Genomic DNA, 15,897 nt, shown 5'->3' with positions numbered 1-15,897 from the left:
CAGGTTGGGTATGAGGCGTGATTAAGCTTGGTGACAAGCTGTTGCCCAAGAGCGCGGAATAATGCGCACCATGCTGCGTCCTGAACAATTGCTCCATCCCCAGCGTGTGCCTGTCACACCGTTACATGCCTCTACCTTGCTGCTGCTGCGAGACCGCGCGGAAGGTGGCTGGGAGGTGCTGATGACGCGCCGCTCTGAAAAGGCCAGTTTTGTCCCGGGTGCCTATGTGTTCCCTGGGGGCGGCATAGAGGCGCAAGACGCGCAGGCCCATGCACAGGTGGCGCACCGGGCAGGCGCACCTGCAGATGGGTTGACCGAGGCCATTGCCGCAGTACGCGAGACAATGGAAGAAATGGGCGTGCTGCTGGCTGTGCATGCCGATGGCCGGGCTGCCACCCAGGCAGATGTGGACGCCATAGACCGGTGTGCCCCTTTGTGGCCCCAACTGGCGGGCAGAGGGCTGCAGCTGGATGTACGCAGTGTTTGGCAACTGGCGCATTGGACGGCTGACCGCAATTTGCCCAAGCGCTTCGCCGTCCCGTTTTTTGTGGCGCAAATGCCTCAGGGGCAAACACCGGTGGCCGATGAGTCAGAGCAATTTGAACCTGTCTGGGTCAACCCCCAAGAAGCCTTGGCGCGTTATGAAGCGGGCCAGATGCCGATGATTTTTCCGACACTGCGTACGCTGGAGCGGCTGTCAGGCTTTCCTACTGCGCAGTCGGTGCTGGATGCGGTGGCGCAGGGGCCGCTGTGGATCAGTGCACCACGCGCCGGGCGTATGTTGGGCAAAGAGTTTCGGTGCATGGAGCACGATGGCGCTTATGGCGAATTGGCCATGGTGTGTCCTGATGGACAGATCCTGCATGAACTGGCGTGGCAAAGCGAATGTGCCGTGCCATTGCGCAAGAACCTGTTGCGGCTCACTGCTCCCAACGCCAATGTGATGACGGGCCCAGGCACCAACAGCTATCTGGTAGGTGAGGCCAGCACAGGCTATATCGCTATCGATCCCGGCCCCGCCGATGCAGCGCACGTGGCCCGTCTGTGGGAGGCTGCTGGGCGGGATGTGCGTGCCATCGTCTGCACGCATTCGCATGCCGATCATTCGCCCGGTGCATTCTTGCTGCAGGCGCATTGCGTGCAGCAAGGCCAGGTCAAACCGTTGATCTACGGCCTGCCTTCTGCTCCGACAGCCCGGGCCAACAGCCATTTTGTGCCTGATGCAGTGCTTGAAGATGGCCAGCAGCTAACGCTGTCACCCCAAGTGCCAGAGGCCCGCAGCATGCAAGGCCAGACGCACACCTTGCGTGCCGTGCATACGCCCGGTCATGCCGCCAACCATCTGTGCCTGCTGCTGCAGGAAGATGCGTTGCTGTTCAGTGGCGACCACATCCTCAATGGAAGCACAACCATCATTGATGTGCCAGACGGCAACATGCATGACTACCTTGCCAGCCTGGACAAGCTGGCCCATCTGTGCACAACAGAAGGTGTCGAGTTCGTGCTGCCTGCGCATGGCTATGCGCTGGGCGATGCCCCTGGTGTGATTGCCAGGCTCAAGGCCCACCGTTTGGCGCGTGAGGCCAGGGTGCTTGCCGCCATGCAGCAAAAACCTGCGGGCACCACGCAAGACTGGGTGGCGCTGGCCTACGCCGATACGCCACAAGCCCTGTGGAAGCTGGCGGAAAGAAGCCTGATCGCGCACGTGGAACGCATTCGTGCTTTAGGCTTGCACCATGTCTCAGACTGAACAACCCAAGAACAACGACAACAGCGTCCGCCTGTCCAAGCGACTGGCAGAGCAACTGCAATGCTCGCGCGCCGAGGCCGAGCTGTACATTGAACACGGCACCGTCAAAGTGGACGGCGTCACCGTCGAAACGCTGGGTGCGCGCGTGCGACCCGAGCAGGAAGTGACGGTCCAGCAAGGCGCCAAGGCACAAGCCGTACCCCCTGTCACCATCTTCTTGCACAAGCCAGCGGGCTATACCGTGCATGCTGGAGGGCGAGGGGCCAAAAATGCGCTGGAGCTGCTGCTGCCTTCGAACTGGAATCAAGGCGATACGCCTGCCCCCATTCGCATGTTGCAAAAGCATTTTCAGAATCTGGAATGCCTGACGCCTATTCCCGTGCCGGCCAGTGGATTGACGATCTTTACCCAAGATCGCCGCATGGTGCGCAAGCTGACTGAAGAGGCGCTGTACATAGAGCAAGAATGCATTGCCCATGTCCAAGGCACCATGGATGAGGACGGACTGGAGCGCTTGTGTGAGGGCACATCCATTGAAGGCAAGCGTCTGCCACGTATCAAGGTCAGCTGGCAAAGTGACAATCGCCTGCGTTTTGCCCTCAAGGGTATCTTTCCGGAAGAGATTGACGCCATGTGCCGTGGCGTAGGGCTGCAGTTGATAGGTCTCAAGCGCTTGCGCGTGGGCCGTATCTCCATGGCCAAACTGGAAGAAGCCCAGTGGCGCTATGCCATGCCCTGGGAGCGCTTTTAAACGCTGTCGCTCAGGCAACAAAAAAGGCGCGAATTTCGCGCCTTTTTTGTTGTCTTTGTACGGGGCCTACTTGCTGCGGCTGTGGCCCATGGCCACCACAATGGCCGTAATCAGGAAAAAAGCCTGCAGCTCGAGTGCCCATCCGCCAGATTTGCTGATCTGCAAAAAGTGGCTGCCGTGCACCAGCACCAGAGCCACCACCATGTTGATGGCAATCACCAGTGCTGCGGGAACAACAAACAGGCCCACCAGCAGGAACAGGGGGGCGATCACTTCGCCAATGAACACGCCATAGGCCACAAAGGCGGGCAGTCCGGCCTTGACGACCATGGCTTCAATGCCGCCAATGCCATTCGTGATCTTGGCCCAGCCGTGAAACAGAACCAATATGGCCAGAGTGACGCGCAGCAGCACCATGGCGGCTCGGGGATGGTGAAAGTTTTTCCAAACGCTCATAGGGTCAAGCTTAAGTGGTGACTGCCCGCGATGGTAGCGGGTAAAACAGGGCAAACACCATCGTAAACCATTGCTTGTGCGTAGAAATCCTGCAGATATGGCAGACAAGGCGCGCGGCCTTTGTAGGCTTGCATTGAGACATGCCTGAACAGTGCACCTTGGTGGTGATTTGCCCCCTAGGATGGTTTCAGCCACATTCCAAAGGCTGCCCGATGGCGCGTACGGAGTGTGCCCTTTCAGGTTCATTCAAAGAGGATTCCAACTATGCAAAAGTCTTTCTCTCTGCGCTCTTCCGTTCTGGCTGCCGCTGTTGTGGCCTCTGTGGCCATGGTTGGCTGTACCACGACGGGTAATACACAAGGCAAGGGCTCGGCACCAGACAGTCGTGCTGAGCTGGAATCTCAAGCTACGGCTGCTTTGACTCGCTTGTACAGCGCCATGCCCGGCACCCGCGAACTGGTAGCAAAGTCCAAGGGTGTGCTGGTATGCCCGGCTGTGATCGGGGGCAGCTTTGTGATCGGCGCTGAGCATGGCAAGTGTGTACTGCGCTCCAACGGCACCAGCCGCGGTTACTACAGCACCACGGCAGCTTCGGTGGGCTGGCAAGCCGGTGGCCAGTCCAAGGCCGTCATTTATGTCTTTAATACGCAGGATGCCTACAACAAGTTTGTCAACAGCGATGGCTGGTCGGTGGGCGCCGATGCCACGGTGGCGGTGGGCAAGGCCGGAGCCAATGGCAGTGTTGATACGGCCACGGCCAACGCACCCATCAGCAGCTATGTGCTGACGAACACTGGCCTGGAAGCCGGCGTTTCAGTGCAAGGCGCAAAGATCTCCAAGATCAAGATGTAATTGGTACTTCCCTGCCTCAAAAAAAAGACCAGCGCTTGCTGGTCTTTTTTATGTGCAATGGGCTTTCAACGCCAGTGAACAAGGCGCAGCTGGCTATTTTTCATTCAAGCTTCACCAGCCTGGTGCCAGCGTGTCTCCAGCAGTTCTGATTCGTCGAACTCCTGCAGGTGCTGCCAGTGCAGATCCGCATCCTGGACGAACAGGTCTGCCGAGATGGCGTGGGCCAGGCGGGTTGAGCCAATGCCCAGGCCAGGAATGTCGCTGCCCACGGCAGCATGCGTCATGGTGGCGCCCCAGTTAAACAGGTGAATGCGACCCATGGCCTCAGCGTGTGTGCCGTCCACGCTTTGCAGTGCAAAACTGGGCGCCAGGTATGGAAAACGCGCGGCTTCGATGCTGGAGGCCGCCTGCTGGGGCGAAACGTGGTGTGCCCAGGTGTCGATGTAGGCGCTGTAGCGCTCCAGCTCTGGGCGGTTGAGCATGTCGACATCAAAGCCGGTGCCAAAAATGACGGCATCAAAATGCTTGATGCTGCCATCAGACAGGGTGACACGCACACTGTCTTGCATGGGCTGCACATCTTTCCAGCCGCAACCCAGTTGCAGACTGAACGTAGAAAACGCATCACAGCGGCGCACGGTTTCCCATGGCGGTGGCACCTGCTCGTCAAAAATATACGTATAAAAACGCCATTTGCGCTGGTCGTCCAGCTGCGAATAGCCGCGCAGGAATCCAGGAAATGATGCTGCCTTGCTCTTGTTGATTTGCGGCATCAGCTTGCGGCGTGCAAATTGCTGCACAGTGGCGCCTGCTTCCAGTGCGCAAGCCGCATTGTCAAAAGCAGAGGCACCAGCACCCAGCACCGCAATGGTTTTGCCCTGCATGGCTGTGAAGTCCATCTCATCCATGGTGTGAAAGACGCGGCCCTTGGCCAGCGGGTCTTGCATGGACAGGCTGGGGAAGCTGGGCCAGCGCGGTGCACCGCTGCCATCGCGCCCCAGCGCCAGAATGACTTTGCGGGCGCGTACGGTCTCGCTGCCGTGCGGGCCTGTGATCCGGGCAACCGCTCCGCTGTCTTCGTCGGTCAGGCTGTCCAGCCGGGTGAGGTTCTCCACGGGAATGTCTGCCGTATCGCGCACCCACAGCAGGTAGTCGCGCCAGTCTACTCGGCCAATCTTGTGCAGCGCTGCCCAACCGGGCACGCTGGCATCGAAATTAGAGATGTCGCCACTGCCGTGCTGGGCTTCATACCAGGCCCGGAAGGTCAAGCTGGGCACGCCCAGATCGGGACCGGTGAGTTGCTTGGGGCTGCGCAGCGTCAGCATGCGGGCATAGGTTGCCCATGGTCCTTCACCGCCGCGTGCAGCGGCATCAATGATGCGAATATTGCGCAAACCCTCGCGCTGCAAGGCAAACGCAGCGGTCTGGCCGCACATGCCAGCCCCGACGATGAGGACATCCAGCACATTGTCAGCGTGGGGGGCGATGACCCAATTGGGGGCAGGGTAGTTCAGCCGCTGCAGGTCACGCCGCGCTTGCTGGCTCAGTGCAGTCAAGGCGTCATGGTTGCGCGAACTGCTGATGGTTTGCAGGGGGACTGGCGCCAGCGCCCGGTCAACGATTGGGGAATTGGTTTCGTAGCTCACAGCCGCGAAGATAATCCATCTATGACCCAACTTGACTGTTTCTATAGCCTTTCTTCCCCCTGGGCTTATTTCGCGGGGCCCCAGCTGCAAGACATCGTGCGTCGCCACAACGTCAAGCTGGTGCTCAAACCTTATGACTTCCAGCTGGTGGTGCCTCAAACCGGTGGCGTTCCCCTGAAGACCCGCCCTGAGCCTCGCAAGACTTACCATGCGCTGGAGCTGGCGCGCTGGCGTGACTATCTGGGCATGCCCATGAATTTGCAGCCTGCGCACTACCCTCAGGGCGTTGCCGACGATGTGAACTGGAACAAGAAGCCCGGATGGATGGTGATTGCGGCCCAGCTCCAAGGTCTGGATGCATTGCCCCTGTCGCATGCCCTGCTGCGTGCCCTGTGGGCGCAAGAGCGCAAAACCTCGGATGCCGATGTACGCATCGCCATTGCCAACGAAGCGGGCTATGACGGCGCTGCATTGCAGGCGCTGGAAGAATCTGCCCCTGTGCAGGCTGCATACAAGGCCTACACCGAAGAAGCTGTAGAAAAAGGCATTTTTGGCGCGCCTATCTTCGTGCTCAACGGCGAGCGTTTCTGGGGGCAGGACCGTTTGATGTTTGTCGAGCGTGCGCTGGACAAGCTGCGCGCTGCAAAGCCGTAGGTTTTTACTAAAGCAGTGGGCTTTCATTAAAAAGTTCTAAGCTTTCAACTTTTCCACAACTGCACTGCTATGCAAATTCGATTCACCAAAATGCAAGGCGCTGGCAACGACTTTGTCGTGCTGGATGAAACCCAGGGCCGTCTGGGTCTGACGCCCGCGCACTACCGTTTTCTGGCGGATCGCCACTTTGGCGTGGGTGCCGATCAGATTCTGACGGTGCGCCCTGCGCCCACCGACGGGGTGGACTTTGAATATGTGATCCACAACGCCGACGGCGGCGAAGTGGAGCAGTGCGGCAATGGAGCGCGTTGTTTTGCACGTTTTGTGCATGACAAGGGCTTGACGGCCAAAACCGAAATTCGCGTGCAGACACAAGCCGGTGTGATTGCTCCAAGGCTCACTGACGATGGGCGTGTCACGGTCAACATGGGAGCGCCTGTGCTGGAGCCTGCCCGTGTACCGTTTGATGCATCGGGCCTGCCAGAGCAGCGCAAGGCGCAGGCCTTGACATGGCCTTTGGAGTTGCAGGCGCCTGCACTACAGCCACAGGTTGAAGTGGTTGCCGTGTCCATGGGCAATCCGCATGCGGTGCAGCTTGTCGCTGATGTAGAAGCCGCGCCGGTGGCCGTTGTGGGGCCTCTGATTGAAAACCATGTGCGTTTTACGCAGCGCGTCAACGCAGGCTTTATGCAGGTGCTGTCGCGCCAGGCCATCAAGCTGCGCGTGTATGAGCGCGGTGCGGGGGAAACACTGGCCTGCGGAACCGGGGCCTGTGCGGCGGTGGTTGCCGGTATCCTTCTGGGGGTGCTGGATCACCGCGTTGACGTGCATACTCGCGGGGGCCTGCTGACCATTGAATGGGCCGGTGGCGCCCAAGACGCCGTCATGATGACGGGGCCAGCGACCACGGTCTTTGAAGGCCAAATTCACATTCCTGAAGAACTATGAACAGCATAGAAACACACGCCATGAATGACTCCAGCATTGCCGAGTACTTGCTGCAACACCCGGAATTTTTTGAGCGCCACGCTGAAATGCTGTCCAGCGTGCAGTTGAGCAGTGGCCATGGCCAGCGCGCAGTGAGCCTGCAAGAGCGCCAGGCAGAAATGCTGCGTGACAAGATCAAGGGTCTGGAGCAGCGCATCATGGAGATGGTGCGCAACAGCAGTGAGAACTCTGCGATTGCGCACAAGATTCACCGCTGGAACTGTGGCCTGTCTGCGGTGCAGGACGTGCGTCAGCTGCCACGTGCCATTGCTACGGGCATTCAGACGGAGTTTGATGTTCCTCAGGTAGGTATTCGTGTGTGGGATGTGGCCGGCCCCTATATGGGTTCGCTGTTCACCATGGGGGTCAGTGAAGATGCCAAGGCCTTTGCTACATCGTTGACCATGCCGTTTTGTGGCCCCAATCTGGGCTTTGAGCCCACAGCGTGGCTGCCCAATCCCGAAGAAGTGCAATCCATGGCGCTGCTGACGCTGCGCGATGGCCAGAACGACAGCCAGAGCGCCGCTTTCGGGCTGCTGGTGCTGGGCTCTCCCGATCCGCTGCGTTTTGACGCCACCATGGGCACCGAGTTTCTCTCTCGCATTGCCGAGCAAGCCAGCGCAGCGCTGGGGCGCTTGCGTGTGCTGCCTTCGGGCAACTAATCTGCACGCATGCCAGACACCGCTGCGTTAGCGCCACCGCTGCAAGCTTATGTGCAGCATGTGGCCAGCGAGCGCAGGCTGGCCGTGCGAACGGTAGCTATTTACACCGAAGGTCTGCAGCAATTGCAGGCCATGGCCGCACAAGCGGGCCATGAAGTACTGGCCCTGCAGCCCCCGCATATCCGTCGCTTTGTGGCTGCCTTGCATGCCCAGGGCAGGCACGGGCGCAGCATTGCCTTGTGGCTGTCGTGCTGGCGTGGTTTTTTTCGCTGGGCGGCCTGGCAGGGCTGGGTAGAGCGCAATCCGGTGGAGGGTATTCGTGCCCCCAAAACAGCCAAACCGCTGCCCAAAGCGCTGGGGGTGGATGAGGCCGTGCAACTGGCCGCCTTTGTGAACCCTGATGCCGACCCCTGGGACGAAGCCCGCGATGCAGCCATGACAGAGCTGCTCTACAGCAGTGGCCTGCGGGTCAGCGAGCTGGCACAGCTGGATGTGCAGGCGGGCTCAGGCCTGGGCTGGCTGGATTTGCAGGCGGGGCTGGTGCATGTGACAGGCAAAGGCGGTAAACGCCGTAGTGTGCCTGTAGGCAGCGCAGCCAAACAGGCGCTGCAGCGCTGGATTGAAGTGCGTGGCACTCGCTTTTCTGCGCATTGGGCAGAACCTGCGTTGTTTGTGGGTACGCGCGGTGCGCGCATTACAGCGCAGACGATTTGGCTGCGCCTGCGCCAGCGCAGTCAGCAAGCGGGCTTGCCTGCCGCCGTGCACCCGCATGTACTGCGCCATTCGTTTGCCAGCCACGTGCTGCAGTCCAGCGGTGATTTACGCGCCGTGCAGGAGTTGCTGGGGCACGCCAACATTGCCACCACCCAGATCTATACACGGCTGGATTTTCAGCATCTGGCGCAGGCATATGACCTGGCACACCCGCGAGCGCGAAAAAAATCAGGTTAGCTTGATTTTTAAATAAGAGCATCTAGCGCATATTCCATAAGCTTTTCAGATACTTTTAATGCTGAAGTCACTATGTATTAAGCGCTGATAGCTACTTTTTTTGACGAGTGCAGATGGTGCATTTATTGCTTGTTACGGATGCATACAAGTCAATCAGCGCAAGCCAGGTGCCATGGAGCTACTCCTCAAATTCGAAGGTCACCACATTCCAGTCAGTTGGAAGCGCCTGCACGGCATGCGCATGGGGCGCAATGTCTGGGTGTTCAAGCTGGGTCATAAAGATGATGTGCTGCCGCTTATGCATCAGCTGGCCCAAGATACAGACGCACAGGTGCTGGCACTGACGCTGGTGGCCGTGGTCGATGTGGCGGCCCAGCAGTCTGCGGCCATGCTGCTGGATACGGCAGTCCCCTTCATGGTGCTGCTGACGCGTTTGCGCTATCCATGGCTGCACAGTGGCATGGAAAAGTACGTGGAAGTGCACTTTCAGCCCATCATTGATCTGTCAGATGGCGGGCGCATTTATGCCCATGAGGCTCTGTGCCGTTTGCGCACCCCTGAAGGGCAGCTGCTCACGGGCTACGAAACCTTCACCTTGGCGCGCCATCTTGGGCGGGTGGATGCGCTGGATATGGCGTTGCAGCAAAAGGCGCTGCAGCGCAAGGTGAGCGACTTCGAGCCCTGCGTAACACTGTTTCTGAACGTTCTGCCCTCTACGCTCATGCAGCCAGAATGGCCGTCGCAGTTTTTCCAATGGCTCAGTGACTATGGCGTGGATCACCATGAAGTGGTGATTGAAGTGGTTGAAAGCGAGAAAGTCGACCCGGGTGGGCTGGCGCAGCGCTGTGATGAGTTGCGCTCCCAAGGCCTGCGCATTGCGCTGGACGACATGGGGGCGGGTTTTAACTGTCTGTCTGTGCTGGCCATGGTGCGCTCGGACTTCATCAAGGTTGACCGCGGGCTGGTGCATGAGGCACGTGGCAGCAGAGTGCGCTCGGTGTTGCTGGAGGCACTGGTCTCCATGGCCGAGAGGCTGGGTGCCACAGTCATTGCAGAAGGTCTGGAGCGGCAGGAAGACGTGACGTTTTGCCGTGCACTGGGCATCAATTTGGTGCAGGGTTTCCTGCTGGCCAAACCCTCGTATGCACCGTTAACGGGCAAGCTGGGGGTGCCCCCCAGCGAAAAAACAATCAAGATGCAGCGCGTGGACCGCTTTTGCATCACCGATGTGATCGAGTCTCCGCCTGCTTTCGACATACAGGCTCCACTGACCCTGGTACGTCAGGCTTTTCGCGAAGCGCCTGAGCTGCCCTGGTGCGTACTGACTGATGGAGACCGCCCCGTAGGTGTGCTGCACCGGGGCAAGGCGCTGGCACGCAATGTTCGCACGGTGGCGCAGGGCGCGCAGCCGTTGCACCGCACACTGCCATTCAACATAGGGCTGACGGCGCTGTCGCGCAGCCTGTATCTGGAGCGGGTAGAGGCCACGCCGTGGGCGGTGGTGGATGAGCAAGGCTGCTACATCGGCACGCTGGAGCCGATGATGCTGGTCTCGCACCTGCTGGCGCGGCAAGAGCACGGCGCCAGCTTGCATCCGCTGTCACAGTTGTCCACCGGCCCTACGCTGCGGCAAGCCATTGAGATGCGCATTGCGCGCAAACATGGCTGTCTGGAGCTGGTCTATATCGACCTGGACCATTTCAAGGCCTTCAACGATCGCTATGGTTTTGTGCGCGGTGACGCCATGATCCGCACGCTGGCAGAAATTTTGCGCCACGTGTTCGCCATGAGCACGGAGTGCATGCTGGGGCACATTGGCGGTGACGATTTCATCGTGCTTTTTGACCAGCCAGACCCCTTGCTGATCCCGCAGCTGCAACGCGCCATGGCGCAGTTTTACACCCTGGCGCGCCACCTGTACGACACGGAAGACCTGCAGCGCGGCTACTTTGTGACCGAAGACGGAGAGACGCACCCGGTGGCCAGCATGTCGGTCTCGTGCGTCAACGGCAGCACAGGCATGCCGCAAGACAGTGTGGAAGCCTCGGCGCGTGCGGCCAAGCTCAAAAAGGTGGGTAAAACGGCGGGCGGCAATGTCATTGTGGTTGAAGCGGTGAGCGCTGCGCGTGTGATTCAGCCCGAGGGCTGCAACCCCAGCATGGCGGGCTGGGAGGAGCATGTGCTGGACATCTTGCAGCGCCTGCTGCAAGCGCCAAGGGGGCGTGATGTCCGGGCGCTGGACCATGTATTCAAAGCCTATCCTTTCTTTGAGGTGCTGTTCGAGCTGGATGCCGAGGGCGTGCAAACCTATGCCAACTGGATCAACCCCGCCATGTACGGGCGGATTCGTGCCGGTGGTGCCGGAGCCAACCGCAGTGGGCAGTCGTACTTTGCCCATGTGCGCGACAGCGGCCAGCCTTTCGTCTCTCCGATTTACCTGTCCAGTGCGACGGAAGATTTTTGCCTGACGATTGCTGTCCCCATTTATGGCGCTGCCAGGCGGTTTGCAGGCGTTTTGGTGGGAGACCTGAATCTGGCTTCCATGGCCAGCTTGCTGGAAAACCGTGTAGCTGCATAGTAAAGCCATGAATATTGATAGCTGTCAGCGCTTTGTGCATAAGTGCTGAAGACAAAAAACATATGTGGCATATTCAACGTGTCTAGCCCTGGTGCGGTCAGGTGCTTCATGGCATGGCTACACTTGCCGCCTCTGGCGTGCAGCCACTGGCTGCTGGGCGCCAATGTTTGACTGTTAAGCAGGCTGTGTTCACCGCAGCCTGCGCATTGCGACAAGGTTGTATTTCTATGGCACTCATCCCCGTCAGCATCCTCACCGGCTTTTTAGGTGCGGGCAAGACCACGCTGCTCAAGCGTGTGCTCAGCGAGTCGCACGGCATGAAGATTGCCGTGATCGAGAACGAGTTTGGTGAAGAAAACATCGATACCGACATTCTGCGCACTGAATCGACGGAGCAAATTCTGCAGATGAGCAATGGCTGCATTTGCTGCACCATTCGCGAGGACCTGCGTGAAGCCCTACAAATGCTGGCCGCCAAACGCCGCAAGGGCTTGGTGGAGTTTGACCGCATCGTGATCGAAACCACCGGTCTGGCCGACCCCGGCCCCGTGGCGCAAACCTTCTTCATGGACGACGAGATTGCCGAGACCTATCTCATCGACTCGATCTTGACGCTGGTGGACGCCAAGCATGCCAACAAACAGCTGGATGACCGCCAGGAAGCGCGTCGGCAGGTGGGTTTTGCAGACCAGATCTTCCTGTCCAAAACCGATTTGGTGACAGAGGCTGACAAGGACGCGCTGATCCACCGCCTCAAGCACATGAACCCACGTGCCCCCATCAAGGCTGTGCATTTTGGTGATGTGCCTCTGAACGAGGTATTTGACCTGCGTGGCTTCAATCTGAATGCCAAGCTGGACATCGATCCTGATTTCCTCAAGGAAGACGACCACGACCACAGCGCGTGTGACCATGACCACGGTCACTGCGATCACGACCATGCACATGAGCATGAGCACCACGAGCATGGTCCTGACTGTGGTGGGCACGAGCATGCGCATGGCGAGCACTGCACCCATGCACACCATCACCACCATGACGATGACGTCAAGAGCTTCGTCTACCGTGCTGACAAAGCTTTTGACCCTGCCAAGCTGGAAGACTTTCTGGGTGCCATCGTCAATATTTATGGCCCTAAGATGCTGCGCTATAAAGGTGTGCTTAACATGCATGGCACCAACCGCAAGGTGATTTTTCAGGGCGTGCACCAGTTGATGGGCAGCGATCTGGGTCCAGAATGGGCGGGCGATGAAAAGCGCCAGAGCAAGATGGTATTCATCGGCATTGACCTGCCGCAAGACATCCTGCGCCAGGGGCTGGACCAGTGCCTGGTTTGAATAGGTTGAACCTGGTCAATGTTTCGCATTGATACGGGTTTAACCGGGTAAGTTTGTGCGTTATGTACAACTTTAGGGGCTAGGTCGCATCTGATAGATACAATCGCGCCCCTGACAAGAACCCGGTAGTTTCATGCCGTGAGGGTGAACCGATTGGGCCGTGCTAGTACTGTGAGGAGACAGGAAGTGACAGCAGTCGAAACGAGCAAGAAAAAAGCCACAGCCAAAGTGGCTGCCACCACCGTCGAGCAGAAAGGCAAGCCAGCAGCCAAGAAAACTGCGGCCAAGCCCAGCACTGCTGCTGCCAAAACCACTGCGGGCAGCAAGCCCCGTGCAGTAACCCATGAACCCACCAAGGCCCCTGTAGCCCCTGCTGCAGCTACCAAGGCCGTTTCCAACACAACTATGCCAACGACTACTTCTGCGCCTACTTCCTTCGTGACCAAACGTGATCCCAAGCTTGCCAACAATTGGAAGACCAAGCCTTTGGAAGAGCTGACCGACGCTGAAATCGTGGCCATGTCTGACGACGAATACATGAACGATGTGCAGCTGGCGTATTTCCGCGCCAAGCTGGTCAAGCTCAAGCAAGACATGCACCAAAACGCGGGTGAAACTGCAGAAAACCTGCGCGAAGACACCGTGGTCGTGCCAGACCCTGCAGACCGTGCCACGATTGAAGAAGAGCACGCGCTGGAGTTGCGTACACGCGACCGTGAGCGCAAATTGCTCAAGAAAATCGAACAATCGATTGCTCGAATCGACGCAGGTGACTATGGTTACTGCGATGAGACGGGAGAGCCAATCGGTGTCCCTCGTTTGCTGGCACGCCCCACAGCCACTTTGTCGCTGGAAGCGCAGCAACGCCGCGAGCTCAAACAGAAAATGTTCGGAGATTGAGGGAGGGCCGTGCTTCACGCACGGCTTTAAATACAGCACATGCAGCCAGACAGCGGAAAATCAGGCAGTTTTTTGAACAAGGTGATGCACTTGGTGCGTGGCAGCGCAGCCACCACCGGTGCAGCAGGCACTGCAGACCCAGACAGTCTGAGTGCCCGTGAGGTATTGCAAGAGGCGATGGTGCGCAAGCGCCGCAACGAAGCCATTCGCCAGAAAGAATTTGCACAACTGCGTCTGCTGCGTCAGCGGCATGAGACAGATGTCCATACGGTGGCCGCCCAGGCACACCCAGAAGATGCGCTGTCTTCTTTGCTCGGCCAGGAGACCCGCAGCACCTCAACGCTGCAAAAGATTGATGCCATCGAAGCGCAAATGTCGGGTCAGTGGTGGCGATCGCCAGCCCATCTGGCAGCCAAAGTTGGCAAACCTCTGACCCATCACAAGCTCAATTCCAGGCAACTGAGTGACCTTCCCATATTGGGCGAAGACAGCGTAGTGCAGCCATCTGTAGCGGCTGTGCAGCCTGCAAAGCAGCCTGTACCAAAAAGTTCAGCACCGCCGCCGGTTGCTTCTGCCTCTGTGGTGGCAGCTATGCGCACGTTTAAACCGCATCCGGACTTGGAGGAGGCGGCGATTTTGTTTGCCCACGGGGATGTGGAAGGTGCCCGCACGCGTTTGCTGGAGCAACTGCTGCAGTCTCTCGGTGCCCAGCCTGTGGATGAAGAGAAAGTCGCTGTGATCTGGCATGCGGTGCTGGATCTGTGCCGCGCCATTGGCGATGAAGACGCATTCGAGCCTCTGGCGATTGACTATGCAGAGCATTTTGGCCGCTCTGCACCCCTGTGGGCATCCATTCCAGATCGCATTGGTGAGCCTGCTTTGCACTGCACTTCACGCCAGGCTGTGCAGAAACGCCAGTTCCAATGGCGAAGTCCTGCCATGTTGACCGTTGGAGCTGTCACAGCCTTGCGCACAGCGCAAGCACAAGCTCCACAGCCTTGGAGCATGTCTTGGACGCGCCTGGCATCCATCGATGAAGCGGCTTTGCCAGCGCTGACCCGGTTGCTGGATGAATGGGCCAATGGGCGCGGACAGTTCGTGTTCTCTGATGCGTGCAGGTTGCTGCAAGTGCTGGAGCAGCACACCCTTGCCCAGGACCATTCAAACTCAGCGCCATGGTGGCTGCTGCGCTTGGCGGTGCTGCGTTTGATGCATCGCATGGATGCCTACGAACAGGTTGCGCTTGACTATTGTGTCACCTATGAGGTATCTCCACCGCCCTGGATGGAGCCAGCTTCCTATTGCCTTGTGCAGGAAGAGGGGGAGGCCGATATCTCCGTGCTGCAAGAGGCTTCAGCGCATTCCATGCTGCAGCAGCAAGGTGCCGCTGCGCAGCCAGCGTTGCTGCCAGATAGAAGCAAAGGTCTGGCTGGCGTGATCGAGGGTGACCCTCAAGACTGGTTGAATGCACTGGCGGCGCAGGCTAAGCGCGGGCAAGTGCTGGACATCGCTTGTGGCAACCTGATTCGTCTGGATTTTGTAGCGGCCGGCAGCATCTTGAACTGGGCTGCTGATATGCAAAATCAAGGTTACGCCTTGCGATTTACGCAGTTGCACCAATTGGTGGCAACGTTCTTTCACGTGATCGGCATTCACGAGCACGCGACGCTGCAGGCAACATTCGCTTGATGGGGTAAAAAATGCAGAATGTGCGCTTGCATTCACAGGCGCAGACCCCATCTGCTGAGGCTATGGAACAGTATCACGGCACAACCATCATCAGCGTGCGTCGCGAGACGCCCGAAGGCATTCAGGTCGCTATTGGCGGCGACGGACAGGTGACCTTGGGTCACATTGTGGTCAAGGGCACCGCACGCAAGGTGCGCAAGCTCTACCACGGCAAAGTGCTGGCAGGTTTTGCTGGCGCCACTGCTGATGCATTCACGCTGTTCGAGCGTTTTGAAGCCAAGCTGGAAAAGCACCAGGGCCACCTGACTCGCGCAGCGATTGAGCTGACCAAGGAATGGCGCACCGACCGCGTGCTGCGCAAGCTGGAAGCCATGCTGGCAGTGTCTGATCACACCGCTTCGCTCATCATTACGGGCAATGGTGATGTGCTCGAACCCGAGCAGGGGATTGTTGCCATTGGCTCTGGCGGTGCCTATGCCCACTCGGCAGCCAAGGCGCTGCTCAACAACACCGACTTGACTGCTGAGCAGATCGTTAAGAAGTCGCTGGAGATCGCTGGCGAGCTGTGCATCTACACGAACATGAACCACACCATTGAGACTTTGTAAGTCTGCGTTCTAAGAATTTATAGCTGCTAGCCCTTTTTTGCGTATGTGCTAGACGCTGATTTGATTGATATTTGAA

General features: G+C 58.5%; 14 protein-coding genes. 12 read left to right on the top strand and 2 right to left on the bottom strand.

Annotation, left to right across the window (positions count from 1 at the left end; genetic code table 11):
- Positions 1–70 precede the first annotated feature (70 nt).
- The gene (locus H9646_RS09735; protein ID WP_191723164.1) at positions 71–1,750 is read left to right on the top strand and encodes an MBL fold metallo-hydrolase; all 1,680 of its coding nucleotides are present in this window, start codon (positions 71–73) and stop codon (positions 1,748–1,750) included.
- Positions 1,737–2,501 (top strand): S4 domain-containing protein, encoded by a 765-nt coding sequence (locus H9646_RS09730; protein WP_191723163.1) that lies wholly within the window; start codon positions 1,737–1,739, stop codon positions 2,499–2,501. Before H9646_RS09735 ends, H9646_RS09730 begins: the two co-directional genes overlap by 14 nt.
- A gap of 66 nt (positions 2,502–2,567) precedes the next feature.
- Here the strand turns inward: H9646_RS09730 and H9646_RS09725 are convergent, their stop codons facing one another.
- The gene (locus H9646_RS09725) at positions 2,568–2,957 is read right to left on the bottom strand and encodes a DoxX family protein (RefSeq protein ID WP_191723162.1); all 390 of its coding nucleotides are present in this window, start codon (positions 2,955–2,957) and stop codon (positions 2,568–2,570) included.
- Positions 2,958–3,221: 264 nt separating this feature from the next.
- Here H9646_RS09725 and H9646_RS09720 point away from each other — a divergent pair, with 264 nt between their 5' ends.
- Positions 3,222–3,809, top strand: a complete 588-nt coding sequence (locus H9646_RS09720; RefSeq protein ID WP_191723161.1) for a BPSL1445 family SYLF domain-containing lipoprotein — start codon at positions 3,222–3,224, stop codon at positions 3,807–3,809.
- A 104-nt stretch (positions 3,810–3,913) separates the two neighbouring features.
- Here the strand turns inward: H9646_RS09720 and H9646_RS09715 are convergent, their stop codons facing one another.
- Positions 3,914–5,455: an NAD(P)-binding domain-containing protein gene (locus tag H9646_RS09715; protein WP_191723160.1), complete on the bottom strand. Its 1,542-nt coding sequence runs from the start codon at positions 5,453–5,455 to the stop codon at positions 3,914–3,916.
- 21 nt (positions 5,456–5,476) lie between these two features.
- Between H9646_RS09715 and H9646_RS09710 the strand changes: the two genes are divergently transcribed.
- The 9 genes from H9646_RS09710 to hslV all read left to right on the top strand — a co-directional run bounded on the left by H9646_RS09710 (position 5,477) and on the right by hslV (position 15,821).
- Positions 5,477–6,109 (top strand): 2-hydroxychromene-2-carboxylate isomerase, encoded by a 633-nt coding sequence (locus tag H9646_RS09710; RefSeq protein WP_191723159.1) that lies wholly within the window; start codon positions 5,477–5,479, stop codon positions 6,107–6,109.
- A gap of 69 nt (positions 6,110–6,178) precedes the next feature.
- Positions 6,179–7,057, top strand: coding sequence for a diaminopimelate epimerase (gene dapF, locus H9646_RS09705; RefSeq protein WP_191723158.1), 879 nt, complete (start codon positions 6,179–6,181; stop codon positions 7,055–7,057).
- Positions 7,054–7,758 carry a DUF484 family protein gene (locus H9646_RS09700; protein WP_191723157.1) on the top strand — a complete coding sequence of 235 codons (705 nt, stop codon included), beginning with the start codon at positions 7,054–7,056 and terminating at the stop codon, positions 7,756–7,758. Before dapF ends, H9646_RS09700 begins: the two co-directional genes overlap by 4 nt.
- A 9-nt stretch (positions 7,759–7,767) precedes the next feature.
- Positions 7,768–8,709, top strand: a complete 942-nt coding sequence (locus H9646_RS09695; protein WP_191723156.1) for a tyrosine recombinase XerC — start codon at positions 7,768–7,770, stop codon at positions 8,707–8,709.
- Between the two features lie 172 nt (positions 8,710–8,881).
- Positions 8,882–11,287, top strand: coding sequence for an EAL domain-containing protein (locus tag H9646_RS09690; RefSeq protein WP_191723155.1), 2,406 nt, complete (start codon positions 8,882–8,884; stop codon positions 11,285–11,287).
- Positions 11,288–11,514: 227 nt separating this feature from the next.
- Positions 11,515–12,624, top strand: a complete 1,110-nt coding sequence (locus H9646_RS09685) for a CobW family GTP-binding protein (RefSeq protein ID WP_191723154.1) — start codon at positions 11,515–11,517, stop codon at positions 12,622–12,624.
- Positions 12,625–12,810: 186 nt separating this feature from the next.
- Entirely contained in the window at positions 12,811–13,524 is a 714-nt protein-coding gene (gene dksA, locus H9646_RS09680; protein ID WP_287918370.1) for an RNA polymerase-binding protein DksA, read from the top strand.
- 39 nt (positions 13,525–13,563) lie between these two features.
- Positions 13,564–15,213 (top strand): STAS domain-containing protein, encoded by a 1,650-nt coding sequence (locus tag H9646_RS09675; protein ID WP_191723153.1) that lies wholly within the window; start codon positions 13,564–13,566, stop codon positions 15,211–15,213.
- A 62-nt stretch (positions 15,214–15,275) separates the two neighbouring features.
- Positions 15,276–15,821: an ATP-dependent protease subunit HslV gene (gene hslV, locus H9646_RS09670; RefSeq protein ID WP_191723152.1), complete on the top strand. Its 546-nt coding sequence runs from the start codon at positions 15,276–15,278 to the stop codon at positions 15,819–15,821.
- The last annotated feature ends 76 nt before the right edge of the window (positions 15,822–15,897 follow it).

Origin of the sequence: Comamonas avium, from assembly GCF_014836675.1 — a bacterium.
GTDB lineage: Bacteria > Pseudomonadota > Gammaproteobacteria > Burkholderiales > Burkholderiaceae_C > Comamonas > Comamonas avium.
Note: the sequence above shows the minus strand (reverse complement) of the source record. Positions and strands in the feature narration are given on the sequence as shown.